Here is an 18,739-nt window from a genome sequence, read left to right on the forward strand (position 1 = left end):
ACTTCAACAAGTGTAAAGGATAAAGGATTCGAGAATGCAGATTGAAGATTGCACAGCTACAACCGTAATCAATGGGGTCAATTACTGCATTCTCGTCATACATCAAACATCGTGGATGGATGAGTTAAACAGCATAGAGCCTTTAAAAGTTATAGCGCTGCTCACTACCACGATTTTGATTTGGTACACCGCATTCGGTGTTCGAACTGTTGTACACACTTTAGGTTCATCAACAAAAGAGGATTAGACGATGAATAAAAAGCAAGTCGCTGAAAAAGCAAAAAATACTACAACCGTGCTGTTGTAGCAACTGGCGTGACTATCGTAGCAACTTCACCTGCATTCGCAGCAGGTGCTGATGGTTCATTTGATTTAACAACTGGATTAGTAGCTGCATCTGTACTTACTGGTGTAATTGCTGCGGGTACGCTTAAAGCATTACCAACGTTTACGGCTTGGGGCGTACGCAAAGCACTATCAATGCTTCGCTAATCAAAAATAAAAAAGCGGGGAGGAGCGCACAACTGTACGCACCGCACCCCGCTTTTTTTATGGGAGTACATAAGAAATGCAATTCTATTTCATCGTCATCACGCTAGTTGCGTTTTGGATTATCTTTGCACCGTAGTTGAGTATTTCTTATGAGATTCTTTAAATATTTAGCTTTACTCTTTTTAATTTCATTTCAAGTGCATGCAACCATTTATGTTCCCTCTGGTGGTTCAGCTACTGGTCAAGAATTTGAAGATGGCCTTTCAGCTTGTCAAGCTACTGTTCCATCCTTTCCAGACGTATATTATAAAGATCATAGTGATACGGAAGGCGGTTGTTATTCTGAAAAAAATGGCTATCTTGTTCCACTTTCAAAAAAACCAGACCCTATTTGTCCCAAAAAAAATCAACTTTATGTCGCCTGGTTGCCAAAAGGTACGACCTCGATACCGTTAAGAATGTGTATTGATGGTTGTACATATGAGGGTTCAGGACGATTAACAGAATTTCCTAATTCTGTGAATACAATTTTATTTGCAACTGGTGATAATAAAAATTGTTCTAATTTAAATACTGACACACCTCCTCCAAAGTGCGATACAAAAGACCCGTACGGTGAGTGCTTTGTTCCTTCAGATGACAATTGTGTACGTTTAAAAGATGGTTCGATTAATTGTCTAAACAATCAACCACCTCCCATTAAACAGGGTTGTAATAGTGGTGAAACTTATTGTGTTAGACCTCCTAGTGGTTGTGGAACAGGATATGTAACGGGTTCTTTCAACGGGCAACAATTGTGCGTTAAATCATCTCCTAGCTCAGGAACGGGTACAGGTTCAGGAACGGGTACAGGAACTGGTACAGGTTCAGGAACGGGTACAGGAACTGGTACAGGCTCAGGAACTGGTACAGGATCAGGAACTGGTACAGGATCAGGAACTGGTACAGGATCAGGAACTGGTACAGGATCAGGAACTGGTACAGGCTCAGGAACTGGTACAGGCTCAGGAACGGGTGATGATACAGGCTCAGGAACTGGTACAGGCTCAGGTACGGGTGATACTGGTCCATTCTGTGATAAAACAGGTAAAGTTTTATGTGATGCTGTAAAAGCGATTAAAGATTTTTTAACAAAAGAGCCTTCAAAAGATGATATGCAAAATACGCCTTTGCAAGTACAAGAAGAAAAAATAATAGATTATCAAAGACAAGAACACGTTCGTTTTGGTCAGCATTGTCCGTTCCAAGTTACTACCGAGCAAGTTGGATTCATTACACTTCAAAAAGATTTAACGTGGATATGTACATTTGGATATCAAGCTAGACCTTACATTATTGCAATTGGTTATTTGGGTGCATAGATTTATTTACTGATTGGATTAAGGAGTAAAGATTAATGGCTCGTATATTAATTGTTATTGCGGAATGGTTATTAAAAAATGCTATACAAAAAATGTTGATTGGTGCTGGTCTCGGTGTTGTTAGTTATTTAGGAACAATGACTGCTGTCAGAGTTGCATTTGATAGTCAAATTAATTCTTTGAATGGTGTTGCACCTGATTTGCTCGCATTAATGGGCATTTATGGTGTCGATCATGTATTAAGTAGTTTTATCTCAGTTGCAATTTTTTTACTTACGCTCAATTCGGGCAAATTAGCAATTCGTAAAATGGGGGCGTGATATGTCAGGCGTAGGCGGTAAAGTACGGTTAATCACTGGTGAATCTTTCGGCTCAGGCAAGACTTATCTTGCTGTAATGGAAGCTGAAAAGCTTGTTCAAAAAGGGCATAACTATAAGAAGATATATTCAAACATACGTGGTCATGCAGAACTTGCAAAAGGCATTACAGATATGCCAAAAGATTGGCGTGAATGTGATCACTATAGCCTGATCATCATGGATGAGATTCAGTTTAATGAAAAGTTCGGCAAACACTTCTCATCAAGACGAGATTCTGAAATTGTTGATTTTACCCAGTTGAGACATAATCATATTGATGTTTGGTTAATTACTCCGAACACTAAGTTAATTAATACAGACATTAAAGAAATGGTGTCTGAACATTATTATGTTGAAGTTGCTAGTAAAACAGTTTCTAAGTGTTATGTATTTAAACGCGCTCAAACGAATATCACAAAGAATTTAAAAGCGACTGCTTTAGATACATTCACATATAAAATTGAGGAGAAATACTGGAACTTATACAAATCGACAAAAGATGGTGAAGCATCGGATCGTCAAACACACTTTAATATGAATCTAGTCACTTTTGTTGTCGGTGCTGTATTTACGTTATGTATTATTGCTGCGCTATGTTTTTATCTATTCGGTAAGTCTAAAGATGATGTAGATGCAATGACAACCGATAAAAATGGAAATAAAGTTCAACCTAATATCACACCTGAATCCTCCAGTAGTAATAATGATTTGCTTAAACAGATTAAGGATTGTCAAAATCAATTTGGTTGGACTGCTGAAATGTGTCGTGATGCACTTGATAAAAAAGCACATGATCAACGTATAACAGAACTATCAGCTCGCAATCCGAATGATATAAATACGATCACAGCGAAATATAATCCTAACAAACCTTATGATGTACAATTGCCTGAGCAAATGCCTATCACAGTAAACGATATGCCTAGAATTTCAGGTGTTTTAACTGTCAGAGGTGGAAAGTTAATGGCTGTGAATCAATACGGTGATTATATGCCTGAGATCAGTCAGCAAGATTGTAAAAAATACTTGAACGGCTATCGGCCATTTGATTATTCAGGCTCAAAAAAAGCAATATCTAATTCTGATAATTCTATGTCAGCTTCTAATATTACAAACGTTCAACAAGATGAATCACAAAAGCAAGATTTTGTTCAACTAACATCTGAGCAGTACAAAGTCTATCAAGAAATTATTCGTCAAAATCTTCAATTGAATTAGTCTTCAAAGTATGAATTTCTTCTCTCTGATTACAAAATCCAGTCATTCGATGTGACGAGGAATCAACAAAGTAATGTCTTCAGGGGAATTAGACAACAACGTGAAGTTATACAAACCTTGATCATCTATCGAGTTGTCTAAGGCGTAGTCTAGACATTACGCCAAGACAGATAAGTTTTTTAATTTAATTAAGCCTGAAAATTCGTGAAAAGTTTTTTACACGTTCGTAAAAGAAAAATAGTGTAATGAACGAAAGTGTTAATTTATAAAGGAAAAATAGTGTAATGAGTAGAATGAAACAGCAAGGCTCACGAAATTAGCGCGCGCACTTTTCCCAGCAAAATTTCTGAGCGTATGTAGGGATTTGAAGATGCGCTCAAGTGACTTCGCAAACGTCTTCGATGTACCTAAACAACGAAAAACAAAGATTAAAAAACTATGGTTAAGTTCAACAACGAGCTTGTGGATTGAGTTATTTCCTGTGAATTAAACCTGTGGAGAAATCAACGTATAACAGACACACCGTTATGCGGATTTATCCATAGTGTTTATTCACAGATCAGAAATAACGTTGCGAAGCACAATCCACATGCTCGGTTGAACTGCTTTTAATCGTTCGAGTTGTGAGGGTCATAGTTCAGAATCACTAGCATTGAAAAACCAAAAAGAGAAGAAAACAGGAAAAGTGCGCGCGCGCGATTTGGGGAAACCTGTTGATTGGAGCGAATGGAACGGAAAGAGTGTTAAATTATCACTGGAGCGAATGGAACGGAAAGAGTGTCGAACGTTTAAAAAATGGAGAGGCTTTTCTTGACGATATTTTTAAAAAAGAACAAGTATCGCAAACTTGCGCAGACTCTCCAGAGCGCAAGTTGAGAAACGTTCGGATTTCGCATAACTCTATGTTATGTTACTTGCGTATACACTTGACAGCGATTCAGTTCAAGCTGTCAATGTGCGGTGCGATCTGACAGTGATAGAAGCGCACCGCTTTAGATATACCATTTAACATAATATACATTATACGCAATTATTAAAATATAAGTTAGCAACGTTCCATATATCACCAATGAAGAACGAGAAAAAATTCTTACTTGTTTTGAAGAATACATAGTTAATCTAGACAACTTAACGCCACTGGAGCTCCCTAAATTAGAGAATTTCGACGATAAAATGAATCCATTTTAAAATTAAATAAAAACTGCTACTTAGCACCCCAACTAGGTAGCAGCTTATTCGGTATTTTTAATTATTATTTTGTAACTTGTAGCACTCATCTAAAGCTAGCTCATAATAAGCCAAGCCTTCTTTCGCTGCTAAAAAAGCTTTTCTCTGAGAAACCGGATCTTTGTCACATAATCTCTTAATTAGCTCCATCGCTTCATAAGGATGTAGATCATCGTAGTGTGCATGAGCTCTTAACCATGCCAATGATCTTTTATTAATACTTACTTCTGGAGTTTCTGTATAAGCTTGTATTCCTTTATATACATGAATGGTCCAATCCCCTGTAGCCCACTCTATTGCTAAATTTGTTGCAGCAATACTCTCGGCCAAACTTCCCCTAAAATTTACATCCCATAAAAAATGATTGACCGCATTCATTGCTACTGGTGGTCTAACTTCATTCAACATTTCAGTCGTTATGCCAAAACCCTTCGCCCAATCTTGATACCAATGTAAATGTCTTTCTTCAACTTTGATATTTTGAATTAACCAATCTCTAGTCTCAGTTACACCATCTAAAGAAAAAGCCGTCGCTTTAGCTAAAGCACCTGCCATATATGATGGAAAATGAGCAACCAAAGGATAAAAATTTAATAATGCTGACCGAAAGCATTCTAAATTTAGGCTACCGCTTGCCATATCTAAAAATAAAGGGTGTTTGCTTACTCGCTCTTTTGCAGGAACAAGTTCATCCCAAAATTGTTGTGCCCATTCTGAGTGAGGTGTTATTTCTAGTTTTGTTCCATATTGCTTCGTAACAGTCATTTCGATCCATCCTATTTCGTATGACTTATTTCAATCATTTTCCACGATTGCTGCTTATTTTTATAGCTAGATTTGATCGTAATACAATCAATATACAATGATTGTTATTTAATTTGTAACATTTTTTTATCTGTTCAGCATTTTATTAAGTTTAATCATTATATTAGTTGCTAATACATTCATATTACACCCGAAAAATATAGAATACTGGCAATAAAATCTGATTATCATAAAAAATTATTAATTTTATATAATCCAATACACATTTTATTTAATTCAGTGTAACGTAGTTAACAATCCCTATTTACATTTATAAGAACATTGGGGGGCGATGAGAGATAAGATGAAGTTAAAAGCATCCAACTTACTGGGGCAAGAACAAATTGACTTGTTAATTTCTCGCGGACTAAATTTAGTTTGGTTTCCTAAAGAATTAGAAGTCATTTATAAAGATCAGTATAAAAATGAAGCTGCACATGAATTCCGTTACCGTGCACCAATCATTCTATGCCTCTATTTATATTTAAGTTTTGGTACTTATCAGGTTCTACCTACAGAACTACGCACTGCATGGGTCGCGTACTACGGTTGGGTGGGCATGATAATTGTTTTTGCATGGTTACTTGCTTTCATTCCATCGATGAACAGATGGTTTGATTACTATGTTTGCTTAGGCTCTACAGGTGCCGTCGCTCTTACTTTCACGTTAATTAATGTATTGGAACATGGTCAGAATAACGTTCTTTTTCATGCCGCTATGATGTATGCCGTGGTCATTATATATGGCTTTGTTGGTATGCGATTTTATACAGCGATGTTTGCTGGTTGGTGTGGTGGTTTAATTGGTATTGCCATTAGTGTTTGGTTTAATGGATCAATTGATTGGACTTACTTAAATCGGACTTATACTTTTAGTAGCTTTCTAGGAATGGCTTTAGCTTATGCAATAGATCGGCAACATAGAGAGAATTATCTACAAGACTGTATGATCGAACTAAATCGATTAGAGCTTATGCGTCAGGCGCAACAACTTTCAATTTTATCTCAACAAGATGCTTTAACTGGTTTAGCGAACCGTAGATACCTCGATGAAGTGCTTGAAAATGAGTGGAAACGCTCAATCCGTCATGAAGTTCCTATCACAATCATGATGATCGATATCGATTTTTTTAAACTATACAATGATACATTAGGCCATATTCAGGGAGATCAATGTCTTAGACGAATTGCCATTTTGCTCGGTTCAATCTCATCGCGAAGTGGAGATCTTGCTGCACGTTATGGCGGTGAAGAGTTCTTACTTTTATTTTCCATGACGAATAAAGATCAAGCACTTATACAAGTTCAACGTTTAATGGAATTGGTACGAAATATAGAGATTGCACATCCTCGAAGTAATGTCTCTAAATATGTAACGATCAGTGTGGGTGTTGCAACAACAACCCCTCATCTTAATGACAGCCTATCAGAGTTTATCTCTAAAGCAGATCATGCTTTGTATGTAGCAAAAAGTAATGGTCGAAATCAATATCATGTTGCAACGAGTGAAAATGTAATTTCTGAGACTTTATAAGATTAATTTTTTATTATTAAAAAACATACTTGCGCCCAAAGTGTCGCAAGTATGTGAAAAATCAAAATTATGGCTCAATTGGTTGAAATGGAACTACAACATCAGCATTTTGAGCACGATGTCTTAAAAAATGATCCATTAGAACAATCGCTAACATTGCTTCAGCAATTGGAGTCGCTCGAACGCCCACACAAGGATCATGACGACCCTTAGTTAACACATCCGTGTTTTTTCGATCAATTGTAATGGTTTTACCTGGAGTGGTAATACTGGCAGTTGGTTTTAAAGCAATCGCGACACGAATCGTTTGACCACTTGAAATACCACCTAAAATTCCACCAGCATGATTTGCAAGGAAACCATCTGTGGTTAGTTCATCACGAGTTTCGTGACCAAACTGCCCAGCAACTGCAAAACCATCCCCAATCTCAACACCTTTAACCGCATTGATACTCATCATGGCATGAGCAATATCTGCATCTAAGCGATCAAATACAGGTTCACCCCATCCTACTGGTACTTTTTCAGCAACGATTTCAAGTTTTGCACCGCAACTTGTCCCTTGCTCACGTAATGCTGTGACTAATTGCTCGAAGCGAGGAACTGCATCAACATCACCACAGAAAAATGGATTATTTGGCACTTCAGCCCAATCTAACTTTTCTGCAATTTCATTCCCAATCTGTGTTACATGCCCGCGGATATCAATACCAAATTTCTCTGCCAAATACTTTTTAGCGATCGCACCCGCTGCAACACGCATCGCTGTCTCACGTGCACTTGAGCGACCACCACCACGATAATCACGGAAACCATATTTTTGAGTATAGGTATAATCAGCATGACCAGGACGGAATGTTTGGGCAATATTACCGTAGTCTTTTGATTTTTGATCTGTATTACGAATCAATAAACCAATTGATGTACCCGTAGTTTTGCCTTCAAAAACACCAGAAATAATTTCAACTTGATCAGGCTCTTTACGTTGCGTTGCAAACTTAGAAGTACCCGGCTTACGGCGATCCAAATCTTTTTGCAAGTCTGCCTCGCAAATTTCCAGTCCCGGTGGTACGCCATCTACAATTGCCATCAAGCCAGCACCATGTGATTCACCACATGTCGTCACACGGAATAACTGACCAATACTATTTCCTGCCATTTTCTAACCTATCTTTTATTCATCGAAACTGTGGTGCATCTCTTCAAGCATTAATTCATAGATATTCCCTAAAACATCATCATCACATTGCTGACGATAACTCAGGACAATATATTCAATCAGACTTTTATGATCTGAAAGTAAATAAAGACTATGAATCAATGACTCCGCGGCATCAGGATCAAACTCTCCATATCCAAGATTTACAAGGAGTTGATCAAATTGCTGACAAATTTCTTGCTTAAAAACTTCCGAATTAATTGCATCAATCCCACTCTGATTCCATTTGTTTTTTAATGCAATCAAACCATCTTTAAATTGCTGAATTTTAGTTTGATCTAAGTCAGGTTTAGCTACTAATAGAATTGCTGCAATTGGCATCTTGTACGACTCTAGATCTGCTCAACAGATTGTTGAAAGATGTCTTTATAACGGCGGCATTGTTCAGCTGTTAAAGCAAAAATACCAGAACCGCCTTTTTGGAATGTAAGCCAATGGAAATCAACAGTATTAAAGTTTTGACGCATTGCCCATTCTGAATTACCGACTTCGATAACGATTAAACCATCTTCTGTCAAATACTCAGCAGCTTGCGCTAACATTTTACGAACCAAATCTAAACCATCTTGACCAGCAGCAAGTGCAAGCTCAGGCTCGTGTAAGAATTCTTCTGGTAAATCTGCCATATCTTCTGCATCCACATAAGGTGGATTGCATACGATGAGATCATATTGATTTTCAGCAGGAATTTTTGAGAATAAATCAGACTCAAGCAAAGCAACTTGATATTGCTTATCATGGTGTTCGGCATTAATTGATGCAACTTCTAAAGCTTCTTTGGAAATATCAGTTGCATCGACTTCAGAGTCTGGGAATGCATATGCCAAAGCGATTGCAATACAACCAGAACCCGTACACATGTCTAAAATACGTTGTGGCGTTTTCGGATTCGTGTTTTCTGGTAAATTATTTAATGCTTCAAGCATTTGACCATTTTCATTTAAACAATATGGTGCAAAGCGTTGTTCGATCAATTCGGCAATTGGCGAACGCGGAATCAGTACACGTTCATCTACATAGTATGGTTTATTACAGAAATATGCCAAATTTAATAAATATGAGGTTGGAATACGATCATTGATGCGACGTTCTAATAGACTTAAAAATTCTGCTTTCTCAGTTGGGAGTAATTTTGCATCTAATATTTCTGCATCAGCTTTCCATTCTAGAGAAAGTGTTTGCAAAACAAGTGCAGAGCTTTCTGCAAAATAATCTTCAGTACCTTGACCTAAGTGTGCATCATATTGACGAAGTGCGGTTACACCAAAACGAATAAAATCTCGAATTGTTACTAAGTTTTCAGCCGCTTCTTGTAAATGTTCAGGGCTGATTGTAGGTCGCTCCACTTAGGCGTCTCCAAAAGTGCTAATTGCAAAAACTCTTTATTCTAACGGGATTAGCGTCTATTTAACAGAAAAAAAACCGCCTCTATACAGAAGCGGTCATTATTTTGATATTTCAATATCTACGAGTCAGAGTCCAAATTTATCAGCCACATAATCAGCATCCATTGCTTCTTTTAAATGATGAGGAATAAATTGACCACCAAAATTACCAAAGAAACCTACTTCATTTGGTAAAGCAAGCCCATTAATTTGATGTTCCATGATTCCTCCTATTTTTATAAAGTATGCATATAAACGCTAACGAGACAAATAACGGGTCATATCCTCAATGCCTTTTAATGTCATTGGGTACATATGATTTTCAAAAATTTCTTTGATCCAGTTAATGGTCTGGGTGTAATGCCAGTAACCTTCCATTTCAGGATTCAACCAAGCGGTTTTGTCAAAATGCTGACGTAAACGTCTTAACCATACTTCTCCAGCCTCATCATTCATGTATTCAACTGAACCACCTGCCGACTTGAGTTCGTAGGGTGCCATACTGGCATCACCAACAATGATGACACGATAGTCGCGACCGTAAGTATGGAATAAATCCCATGTATTCATACGAGTTGAGCTACGACGGTGGTTATCCTTCCACACATAATCATAAAGACAATTGTGGAAATAGAAGTATTCTAGGGTTTTAAACTCAGACTTCGCAGCACTAAATAATTTTTCACACTCAGCGATATAGGCATCCATTGAACCACCAACATCGAACAGCATAAGTACTTTAATGCGGTTACGGCGTTCAGGCACAAGCTGTACGTCTAAAATACCCTGTTTAGCAGTTTCACGAATAGTACCATCAACATCGAGCTCTTCAGCCGCGCCTTGACGAGCAAACTTACGTAAACGGCGTAAAGCAATTTGCATCTGACGCGTTCCTAAAACTTGATCATCATCAAGATTTTGGTATTTACGCTGCTCCCACACCTTTACAGCCGAACGTTTACGCCCCGGCCCACCGATACGAACACCTTCAGGATGATCGCCAAAAGCACCAAAAGGCGAAGTTCCGCCAGTGCCAACCATTCGATTGCCACCCTGATGCTTTTTATGTTGTTCACGTAAACGTTCTTCCAACATTTTCATCAGTTCTTCCAAAGAACCTGCTTTTTGTAGCTCAGCACGTTGCTCTGGTGTTAGATGTTTTTCTAATAATTCAAGGTCAAACCAATCTTTAGGTAACTTGTGAACTTGTTTAAGTAACTCGTCCAAATCAAAAGTTTCAATGCCATCAAAATAATCTTTCATGGCACGATCGAACTTATCAAAGAAACGTTCATCTTTGACTAAAACTGTTTTAGCCAATTGATAGAACTCTTCCTGATCTGCAAACACAAGTCCTGAAGCAACCGCCTGATTAAGATCAATCAGCTCACGAGTTGTAACAGGTACACCATATTTACGTAAGGTGTAAAACAATCGCACAAACATGTGATTACACTCTTAGCGGCGTGACATAAAAGCTAAACGTTCAAGTAATTGTACATCTTGTTCATTTTTAATCAGCGCACCATACAGTGGCGGGATTGCTTTTGATTTATCATGATTACGCAATACATCTTCAGGCATATCATCTGCCATGAGTAAGCTTAACCAGTCAATTAACTCTGAGGTTGATGGTGGTTTCTTTAAATTGGTGACTTCACGTAATTTAAAGAACACTTGCAATGCTTCACTGACCAAAGTGTTTGAAATATTTGGGAAATGAACTGCGATAATTTCACGCATCGTTGATTCATCAGGAAACTCAATATAATGAAAGAAGCAGCGACGTAAGAATGCATCTGGTAATTCTTTTTCATTATTCGAAGTAATAATCACAATCGGGCGTTGTGTTGCGGTAATGGTTTCACCAGTCTCGTAAACATAAAACGACATTTTATCGAGTTCATGCAATAAGTCATTCGGAAACTCAATATCTGCTTTGTCAATTTCATCAATCAACAATACACAACGTTCTTCACTGGTAAATGCTTCCCACAACTTACCTGGTTTAATATAGTTTTTAATGTCATAAACACGGTCATCACCTAACTGGCTATCACGCAAGCGAGAAACAGCATCATATTCATACAATCCTTGCTGTGCTTTGGTGGTTGATTTGATATGCCAAGTAATTAGTTTTAGACCTAAACTTTCTGCAACTTGTTCCGCAAGTAATGTTTTACCTGTACCTGGCTCACCTTTCACCAATAATGGTTTTTGTAAAGCACGCGCGGCTTTTACCGCAAGTTTCAGGCTGTCAGTTGCAATATATTGATCTGTACCAGTGAAGTGTTGTGTATCAGCAGACATTTGAAAACCTTATTTTTCTTTAACTTTATGTGAATATCTAAACCGAACGTGCAAGTTTATTTGCACTGTATTTTGACCAGCAGAAGCCGATCAATAATCCTGTACCAATGACAAAGAGAATCAAAGATAAATTTGACCAGATTAAAACATGCTCTTTTGTGAGTACGCCAAAAATCAAACCAAAAATAGCAGGTGCTAATTCTGAATTGGGACCTTCAGAAATTGTTGGTGTGGCAAGGATTGCAAAAACGATAATCCAAAGAATTCCTCCTATTGGATTAGGCATACGTGACATCAAACGATACCAACACCATAATGCAATCATTGCACCTGTAACATACACAATAATCGCAACATTCTCTTCAGGAAATTGTTCCAGTAGCGAAAGAATGTGAGACCAAATTGCAGTTATCGTTTCAAGCACCACGCAACCCCTCTGGCGCTACCGCATTTGGATTAATAAGTCCTTCTGGCGGCATTTGAATAAAAAAACCTTTAGTCTGTAATGAGTCTAAGACATGCAATACGTTTACACGTGCAAGTTTCCGCTCACCATGAAGTTCCAAATGCATTACAAAAGTTGCTTTGCCAAATGCTTGCAAAACAGTCTCAGGAACAGATTCAAAAGGATTTTCTTGTTCCGTATCAGCAGAATAATTTGGACGAGCAATATACATATACATTTCGTCTTTTTTGCTTGATCTATAAATATCGCAGTGCATGTTTACTCACAACTCTTATCAATCTTAGAGACTATTGGCCATTTAGATTCCAATAGACTTTAAACAGCATACATGAAAAAAAAACTAGGTACATTAACGAATGTTAACGCAACAGTCGTATTTCACAGCTGAACTATTTTACCTAGCTAACTTCATTTGGGCCGCCAAATACTCAATATCTTGTCGCATTAATGCAACCAATGGCTTGGTCAAGATATCGTAGCGCCAACCTAACAAATAACTCGGCAACTCTTGCTCTTCTAAATGGAATACAACATATTCATAAATTGCATTCAGCCATTTCTTACGTAGCAAGACTTCTTTTGGTATTCCTGTCTCAAATACGACACGGTCAATCAAAGCATCGACCTGAGGTGCAACTTCTTTTGAATTACTTTTAACAGGTCGAGCCATTCTTAATGGCCATTCATCTTCAGGCGGTAAAAATTTTAATAAATCCAATATGGTTTTGCCATGTTCACGCACAATATTTGGACGAATATCTTTAACTTGTGCAAGTTGGAAATTATTACGTGGATTTTTTTCCACTAAATCTAGCATTGTTGTATTTTTGAGGACAAAACTACGCGGTTGATTCATGGCTTTGGTAATTTGCTCACGCCAAATACTGAGCTGCTGTAATTGCATTAACTCACGACGTGAATGACGATAATTACCAATATCGGTATATAGTTCTGTCAATGGAGTTTCTATCGCAATTTCTTTCGTTAAATTCTGACAATCTTCCAAAACATATTGATAAAGCCCTTTACGCTGTAAATCATGTTTTAATGTATCAGCTAGCTTTGTTAAATATAAGACATCATTTGCGGCATAATTAATTTGCTCTTGACTTAAAGGGCGTGCCAACCAATCTGAGCGAGTTTGATCTTTATCAATCTCAATATTTAGGCAGGTTTTTAATGCATTTTGATAGCTTACCTGAAGCCCATGACCAAGAAATGCCATTGCGATCTGCGTATCAAATACATTTTTTAATGGTTTTTGATCTGCATAATGATAAATTAAATCAATATCTTCGCCACAAGCATGAAAGATATTCTGCTGTGCAGTAAAAACCTTCTGCCAAAACTGCTCTAAATCAAGTGCTACTCCATCTAGTAAAGCAATTTGACCATTACAATTAATCTGGCATACCCCAAGTTTTGGATATAAGGTATCAACCTTAATAAACTCAGTATCAAGTGCGTAGGTAGAACATTGTTCCATTTGACTGAGGAGAACAGCAAGGTCTTTTTGCTGTTGAATGAACTGAAACATATTTGCTCAAGTAAAATAATAAAAAACAATAGCAATACGACTGTAAAAATACAGTTTTTGCTGAAACGAAACTAAATCTACAAAGAAAAATTTAATCACTATTCCACATGAAAAACATGAAATTACTCCTATTCTATTCATCAAAAACGAAAATCCTTTTCGTTTGCTTATACTGCCATAAATTACAGCAAATATACCTAAAATAATGTTAGACAAAATGTAAAAGTGAATTATTTGTTTAAATTAATAGCATGAATTTACAATAAATATAAAATTATTTCATCTTCATACGATTATGTACCGCTTGACTTAACGTATGACTATCGACATATTCTAATTCGCCACCTTGTGGCACGCCTTGTGCGATTCTGGTCATGTGAATTGGCAAATGTTTCGTTGCCTCAACTAAGTAATGTGCTGTCGCTTGACCTTCCACGGTGGCATTAGTTGCTAAAATTACTTCTTCAATCTGTCCTTGGCTTAATCGTTGAATCAAATATGGAATACCAATTTCTTCAGGACCTATTCCATCCAATGGAGACAAATGACCACCAAGTACATGATATTTACCTCTAAAGCTTCCACTTTGTTCGATTGCCATGACATCAGCTGGAGATTCAACCACACAAAGCAATTGCTCATCTCTTTCTACAGACGCACAAATGTCACAGATTTCGTTTTCAGTTAATGAATGACAAATATGGCATTCGTGAATATGGCTCGAAGCCTCGTGTAATGCATAAGATAATGCAAAAGCACCTTCACGATTTTTCATCAACAAATGTAATGCCATCCGTTGTGCAGATTTTGGACCAACGCTTGGTAAAATACGCAATGCTTGAACTAGCTGTTCAAATCGTTCACTAAACACAGATCAACTCTATTATTTATAAAAAAGGTTCTCTAAGCCTCACCAAAAGACTTAGAGACTTTTGGCTTAGAATAAACCAGATAAACCTGGTGGTAAGCCCATACCTGAATTCGCACCTTGAAGTTTTTCTTCAGAAATAGCTTCGGCTTGACGTGCTGCATCATTCATCGCAGCAGCAATCAGATCTTCAATCATATCAGCTTCATCTTGTAATAAGTCTGGGCTAATTTCGATACGCTTAACGACATTACGGCAAGTCATAGTTACTTTAACCAAACCACCGCCCGCCTCAGCGTGAACTTCTGTTTTTGCAAGCTCTTCTTTGGCTTTTTTAATATTGGATTCCATATCCTTTTGCATGCGCTGAGCTTGCTGCATGAGCATATTAATGTTCATAAGTTTCTCTCTTAAATTAAATCTAAACCGCGTGATAAGTCGCGAATAATATCATTAATATCTTCTAAACCAACAGAAACACGAATTAAGCCTTCTTCAATTCCTGCAGCCTGTTTGGCTTCAGGCGACATTCTACCATGTGAGGTGGTTGCTGGATGGGTAATTGTTGACTTAACATCGCCTAAATTACTGGTAATCGATAAGAAGCGCGTATTATCAATAACCGTCCACGCACCTTCACGTTCGCCTCTTACGACAAAAGATACAACACCGCCAAAACCTTTTTGCTGTTTTTTGGCTAATTCATGCCCAGGATGGTCAGGCAAACCTGCGTAATACACTTTTTCAACCTTTTCATGTTGGTGTAACCACTCCGCAAGTATTTGTGCATTTTCACAGTGCGCTTTCATACGGATACTGAGTGTTTCCAAGCCCTTGAGGAAAATCCATGCATTGAATGGACTCATTGAATTACCCAAAGTACGGATTACACCATTAACTTCTTCAAGTAAATCGTTTTTACCAACAACTGCACCACCTAATGCACGCCCCTGACCATCAATATATTTTGTTGCTGAATAAAGAACCAAATCAGCACCAAACTTAATCGGTTGTTGCAATACTGGTGTACAAAAACAGTTATCTACAGCAAATAATGTGCCATTGGCATGGGCAATATCTGCAATTGCTTGCATATCACCAACCTGTGCCAAAGGATTCGAGGGTGTTTCAATAAAGAGAATACGTGTATTTGGACGAATCGCTTGTTTCCAGCCTTCAAGATCATCCAAATCGACAAAAGTCACTTCTACAGCAAATTTAGCAACATATTTTTCAAATAAAGCAATGATTGAACCAAATACTGCGCGAGAACAAATCACATGATCGCCAGCTTTTAAATATGCCATACACATCGCATGTACAGCAGCCATACCAGAACTGGTCGCAACTGCACGCTCTGCACCATCTAATATTGCTAAACGTTTTTCAAAAGCTTGCACTGTTGGATTGGTATAACGTGAGTATGTATTTCCTGCGATTTGCCCAGAAAATTTTGCAGCAGCATCTGCGGCACTTTCGCAAACAAACGAAGATGTTAAAAAGATAGGTTCACTATGTTCCCCTTCAAAGGTACGATCATGCCCTGTGCGAATAGCCAGTGTTTCAAGTTGGTATTCTAAATCATCGCTTGGATTCATCGTTTTGTATGCCTTATGATCAGGTGTTTAAATATGCCAACATTTTGAGCGCCTAACGTATTTAAGGTCAAGGCATAAGATGAAATTATCGCTTAGACTTCGTGCAATCTTGACTCATGATGAGACTTTCAAAGATGAAATCACTTGTAGAACAGCAAAAAATAAATTTTAAACATCTGGCTATGCGTGTCTTCGATGCAGATAAGCTTGTATTGTCACAATCGACAGCTTATCAAGTGATTGCTGAATTTAAACAAACTCGTGTTCGTTTTTATGCTTCTGAGAACAAACGTTACAAAGAGCCATTGGTATTTACAGCTCCTCTTGCCATCAACATGGATATTTATGATCTATATCCATACCGCTCTTTGATTAAACATTTTCAAGAAAGTGGTTTTGATGTTTATCTAATTGACTGGGGTAAGTTGACTTACAAAAACTACCAAGTGAATTTTTTATCATTTATAGATAAATTTATTCCACGTTGTATTGAGGCGATTCAAAAGCATTCTAAATCTGAAAAAATCTCTTTGCATGGTTGGAGTATGGCTGGAATTTTTGTCACACTTTACACTGCTCGACACAAGCCAAATGCGGTTAAAAATTTAATTGTTTTAGGTAGCCCGATTGATAGTTATGCATCGGGTTATATCGGAAAATTATATAAAACACTGGCATATATTACGACGCGTAACCGAACCATCAAAGATTATATCTATAACCGTTTACCTAAGTTGATGATTCATTCACCTGGTTTTTTAAACTCATTAGGTTTTAAATTGTTAGATCCTAAGGGTTGGATTGATGGCAATATTCAATTGCTCAAAAATCTTGATAATCTCAAGCTGGTTCAGGAAGATGCCACACTCAGCCATTTCCTGAATAACATGATTGACTATCCAGGTGGTATCAATCAGGACATGCTGTTTAATGTATGGCTACAAAATCCATTGAAGCATGGCGCAATCAAACTCAAGAATGAGACGATTGAACTGAAGAACATCAATTGTTCTTTATTGGTAGGTGCAGGTAAAAGCGATCAACTTGTTACTTCTGAGGCTGCTTTTCCTTTAACACAGTTGACAAATAGTCAAGATGTCACGTTTACTTTGATACCTGGCGGGCACTTAGGTTTAATGTCTAGTCAAAATAGTTCAATTGAGTTCTGGCCAACACTGACAACTTGGTTATCAGAACGCTCAACTCCAATATAAAGGTAAACTATGACTCAATCTGTTGCATTCATCGGTTTAGGTGCTATGGGCTATCGTATGGCAGCCCATCTACCCAAGCATTTCGAAAAAGTTTACGTTTGGAATCGAAACTTTAGTAAGGCTGAACAACATGCAACAGAATATGGAACCACGGCGGTTGAACTAGCTCAGGCAGTACAGGCAGATGTTATATTTTCATGTCTGCCAACCAGTGCAGATGTTGAAGCCTTGATTGATGGTGCTGAGATTAAATCGGGAGCAATCTGGATTGACTGCACCAGTGGTGTTCCTGAGGCAGCGCGCCGTCTAGCAGAGCGATTAAAAATACAAAATATCGATTTTCTCGATGCACCTGTTAGCGGACAAACCATTGGTGCAGAAAATGCAACACTTACGGTTATGGTAGGTGGCGACATTAATGCTTTTGAACGTGCCTATCCTGCAATGGCAGCCGTTGGAAAATTGATTCAGCATGTCGGCAATTCAGGTGCAGGCTTTGCAGTAAAAGCCATCAACAATATGTTGCTTGCTGTCAATTTATGGTCAGTTGCCGAGGGATTTACCACATTAAAGGCGCATGGTGTAAACCTAGATGCAGCTTTGAATTGTATTAATGCTTCTAGTGGCAAAAGTCTCGTGACGGAAAATATCTTCCCTCAACGTGTGTTGAGTCGTGAATTTCCATGCACCTTTGCCTTGCCCTTATTGGCAAAAGATACAGGGATTGCCTTAGACTTAGTACATGATGCAAAGCTTCCAGCGCCTATCCTCGCCTTAACCCAGAGTTTGATTCAAGCAGCAAACCTTACTGCAGAACCGAATAGTGACTTTTCTTCTGCTGTCAAAATTTATGAAGAGTGGACGAAAATTATACTAAAGTAAAAAGCTCAAGGTATAGGTGAGTTGGAATGGGAGAACAGGTTGTTATATTATAGTAGCCCTATTCTCCTATCTTAATCTAACTTTAGTTAGCGATTTTCCAAAATAACACTTCTAATTTAAATTCTGATTTCACTAGAAATGCACACATAAACAATGATATACCAATTACAATAATCATATTGTCTTTAAATGTAATCCCAAAACCGAATATTATGATGGATACGACAAGAATTGCATAAAAAGCGATTGCAGCAACTTTTTCAT

At 37.8% G+C, this 18,739-nt stretch carries 19 protein-coding genes and 2 pseudogenes; 8 read left to right on the plus strand and 13 right to left on the minus strand.

Features of this window, described 5'->3' with window-relative positions:
• The first annotated feature begins 315 nt into the window (after positions 1 to 315).
• The 5 genes and pseudogenes from O1449_RS07605 to O1449_RS07625 form a co-directional block, all read left to right on the plus strand.
• Positions 316 to 492: a hypothetical protein gene (locus tag O1449_RS07605; RefSeq protein ID WP_269239631.1), complete on the plus strand. Its 177-nt coding sequence runs from the start codon at positions 316 to 318 to the stop codon at positions 490 to 492.
• 149 nt (positions 493 to 641) lie between these two features.
• On the plus strand, positions 642 to 1,853 hold the full coding sequence (locus O1449_RS07610) for a hypothetical protein (RefSeq protein ID WP_269239632.1): 1,212 nt from the start codon (positions 642 to 644) through the stop codon (positions 1,851 to 1,853).
• 35 nt (positions 1,854 to 1,888) lie between these two features.
• Positions 1,889 to 2,173 carry a DUF2523 family protein gene (locus O1449_RS07615; RefSeq protein WP_269239633.1) on the plus strand — a complete coding sequence of 95 codons (285 nt, stop codon included), beginning with the start codon at positions 1,889 to 1,891 and terminating at the stop codon, positions 2,171 to 2,173.
• Between the two features lies 1 nt (position 2,174).
• Entirely contained in the window at positions 2,175 to 3,431 is a 1,257-nt protein-coding gene (locus O1449_RS07620) for a zonular occludens toxin domain-containing protein (RefSeq protein WP_269239634.1), read from the plus strand.
• Between the two features lie 1,050 nt (positions 3,432 to 4,481).
• A pseudogene (locus O1449_RS07625) lies at positions 4,482 to 4,619 on the plus strand (NAD(P)H-dependent oxidoreductase); the annotation flags it as partial.
• A gap of 57 nt (positions 4,620 to 4,676) precedes the next feature.
• On the opposite strand, the gene O1449_RS07630 reads toward O1449_RS07625, so the two are convergent.
• Positions 4,677 to 5,423: a TenA family transcriptional regulator gene (locus O1449_RS07630; protein WP_269239635.1), complete on the minus strand. Its 747-nt coding sequence runs from the start codon at positions 5,421 to 5,423 to the stop codon at positions 4,677 to 4,679.
• 343 nt (positions 5,424 to 5,766) lie between these two features.
• Between O1449_RS07630 and O1449_RS07635 the strand changes: the two genes are divergently transcribed.
• On the plus strand, positions 5,767 to 6,996 hold the full coding sequence (locus O1449_RS07635; RefSeq protein WP_269230368.1) for a GGDEF domain-containing protein: 1,230 nt from the start codon (positions 5,767 to 5,769) through the stop codon (positions 6,994 to 6,996).
• 67 nt (positions 6,997 to 7,063) lie between these two features.
• On the opposite strand, the gene aroC is transcribed toward O1449_RS07635, so the two are convergent.
• The 12 genes and pseudogenes from aroC to O1449_RS07695 form a co-directional block, all read right to left on the minus strand.
• Positions 7,064 to 8,155, minus strand: coding sequence for a chorismate synthase (aroC, locus tag O1449_RS07640; protein ID WP_269239636.1), 1,092 nt, complete (start codon positions 8,153 to 8,155; stop codon positions 7,064 to 7,066).
• A gap of 15 nt (positions 8,156 to 8,170) precedes the next feature.
• Entirely contained in the window at positions 8,171 to 8,536 is a 366-nt protein-coding gene (locus O1449_RS07645; RefSeq protein ID WP_269230366.1) for a hypothetical protein, read from the minus strand.
• A gap of 11 nt (positions 8,537 to 8,547) precedes the next feature.
• Positions 8,548 to 9,561 (minus strand): 50S ribosomal protein L3 N(5)-glutamine methyltransferase, encoded by a 1,014-nt coding sequence (gene prmB / locus O1449_RS07650; RefSeq protein WP_269239637.1) that lies wholly within the window; start codon positions 9,559 to 9,561, stop codon positions 8,548 to 8,550.
• A gap of 144 nt (positions 9,562 to 9,705) precedes the next feature.
• Positions 9,706 to 9,822: pseudogene (locus tag O1449_RS07655) on the minus strand (hypothetical protein); the annotation flags it as partial.
• Between the two features lie 36 nt (positions 9,823 to 9,858).
• On the minus strand, positions 9,859 to 11,046 hold the full coding sequence (locus O1449_RS07660; protein ID WP_269230364.1) for a vWA domain-containing protein: 1,188 nt from the start codon (positions 11,044 to 11,046) through the stop codon (positions 9,859 to 9,861).
• Positions 11,047 to 11,058: 12 nt separating this feature from the next.
• Entirely contained in the window at positions 11,059 to 11,910 is an 852-nt protein-coding gene (locus O1449_RS07665; protein ID WP_269230363.1) for an AAA family ATPase, read from the minus strand.
• A 37-nt stretch (positions 11,911 to 11,947) separates the two neighbouring features.
• Positions 11,948 to 12,334 (minus strand): hypothetical protein, encoded by a 387-nt coding sequence (locus O1449_RS07670; protein ID WP_256415531.1) that lies wholly within the window; start codon positions 12,332 to 12,334, stop codon positions 11,948 to 11,950.
• Positions 12,327 to 12,587 carry a YcgL domain-containing protein gene (locus O1449_RS07675; RefSeq protein ID WP_269230442.1) on the minus strand — a complete coding sequence of 87 codons (261 nt, stop codon included), beginning with the start codon at positions 12,585 to 12,587 and terminating at the stop codon, positions 12,327 to 12,329. The genes O1449_RS07670 and O1449_RS07675 overlap by 8 nt, the downstream gene beginning before the upstream one ends.
• Before the next feature lie 183 nt (positions 12,588 to 12,770).
• The gene (locus O1449_RS07680; RefSeq protein ID WP_269239638.1) at positions 12,771 to 13,913 is read right to left on the minus strand and encodes a ribonuclease D; all 1,143 of its coding nucleotides are present in this window, start codon (positions 13,911 to 13,913) and stop codon (positions 12,771 to 12,773) included.
• 274 nt (positions 13,914 to 14,187) lie between these two features.
• Complete coding sequence (gene recR / locus O1449_RS07685; protein WP_005160191.1) at positions 14,188 to 14,784, minus strand: recombination mediator RecR; 597 nt, start codon at positions 14,782 to 14,784, stop codon at positions 14,188 to 14,190.
• A 66-nt stretch (positions 14,785 to 14,850) separates the two neighbouring features.
• Positions 14,851 to 15,180, minus strand: a complete 330-nt coding sequence (locus O1449_RS07690) for a YbaB/EbfC family nucleoid-associated protein (protein ID WP_087537101.1) — start codon at positions 15,178 to 15,180, stop codon at positions 14,851 to 14,853.
• An 11-nt stretch (positions 15,181 to 15,191) separates the two neighbouring features.
• The gene (locus O1449_RS07695) at positions 15,192 to 16,379 is read right to left on the minus strand and encodes an O-succinylhomoserine sulfhydrylase (RefSeq protein WP_269239639.1); all 1,188 of its coding nucleotides are present in this window, start codon (positions 16,377 to 16,379) and stop codon (positions 15,192 to 15,194) included.
• Positions 16,380 to 16,513: 134 nt separating this feature from the next.
• Here O1449_RS07695 and O1449_RS07700 point away from each other — a divergent pair, with 134 nt between their 5' ends.
• Positions 16,514 to 17,593 (plus strand): alpha/beta fold hydrolase, encoded by a 1,080-nt coding sequence (locus O1449_RS07700; protein WP_269239640.1) that lies wholly within the window; start codon positions 16,514 to 16,516, stop codon positions 17,591 to 17,593.
• 9 nt (positions 17,594 to 17,602) lie between these two features.
• Positions 17,603 to 18,475: an NAD(P)-dependent oxidoreductase gene (locus O1449_RS07705; protein ID WP_269239641.1), complete on the plus strand. Its 873-nt coding sequence runs from the start codon at positions 17,603 to 17,605 to the stop codon at positions 18,473 to 18,475.
• The last annotated feature ends 264 nt before the right edge of the window (positions 18,476 to 18,739 follow it).

Origin of the sequence: Acinetobacter sp. TR3 (assembly GCF_027105055.1) — a bacterium.
In the GTDB taxonomy this organism is placed as follows: domain Bacteria; phylum Pseudomonadota; class Gammaproteobacteria; order Pseudomonadales; family Moraxellaceae; genus Acinetobacter.

Coding starts and splice junctions, on each gene's coding strand:
- O1449_RS07610 (WP_269239632.1), top strand. CDS start 642: ATGAGATTCTTTAAATATTTAGCTTTACTCTTTTTAATTTCATTTCAA.
- O1449_RS07615 (WP_269239633.1), top strand. CDS start 1,889: ATGGCTCGTATATTAATTGTTATTGCGGAATGGTTATTAAAAAATGCT.
- O1449_RS07620 (WP_269239634.1), top strand. CDS start 2,175: ATGTCAGGCGTAGGCGGTAAAGTACGGTTAATCACTGGTGAATCTTTC.
- O1449_RS07630 (WP_269239635.1), bottom strand. CDS start 5,423: ATGACTGTTACGAAGCAATATGGAACAAAACTAGAAATAACACCTCAC.
- O1449_RS07635 (WP_269230368.1), top strand. CDS start 5,767: ATGAAGTTAAAAGCATCCAACTTACTGGGGCAAGAACAAATTGACTTG.
- aroC (WP_269239636.1), bottom strand. CDS start 8,155: ATGGCAGGAAATAGTATTGGTCAGTTATTCCGTGTGACGACATGTGGT.
- O1449_RS07645 (WP_269230366.1), bottom strand. CDS start 8,536: ATGCCAATTGCAGCAATTCTATTAGTAGCTAAACCTGACTTAGATCAA.
- O1449_RS07660 (WP_269230364.1), bottom strand. CDS start 11,046: ATGTTTGTGCGATTGTTTTACACCTTACGTAAATATGGTGTACCTGTT.
- O1449_RS07665 (WP_269230363.1), bottom strand. CDS start 11,910: ATGTCTGCTGATACACAACACTTCACTGGTACAGATCAATATATTGCA.
- O1449_RS07675 (WP_269230442.1), bottom strand. CDS start 12,587: ATGTATATTGCTCGTCCAAATTATTCTGCTGATACGGAACAAGAAAAT.
- O1449_RS07680 (WP_269239638.1), bottom strand. CDS start 13,913: ATGTTTCAGTTCATTCAACAGCAAAAAGACCTTGCTGTTCTCCTCAGT.
- O1449_RS07690 (WP_087537101.1), bottom strand. CDS start 15,180: ATGAACATTAATATGCTCATGCAGCAAGCTCAGCGCATGCAAAAGGAT.
- O1449_RS07695 (WP_269239639.1), bottom strand. CDS start 16,379: ATGAATCCAAGCGATGATTTAGAATACCAACTTGAAACACTGGCTATT.
- O1449_RS07700 (WP_269239640.1), top strand. CDS start 16,514: ATGAAATCACTTGTAGAACAGCAAAAAATAAATTTTAAACATCTGGCT.
- O1449_RS07705 (WP_269239641.1), top strand. CDS start 17,603: ATGACTCAATCTGTTGCATTCATCGGTTTAGGTGCTATGGGCTATCGT.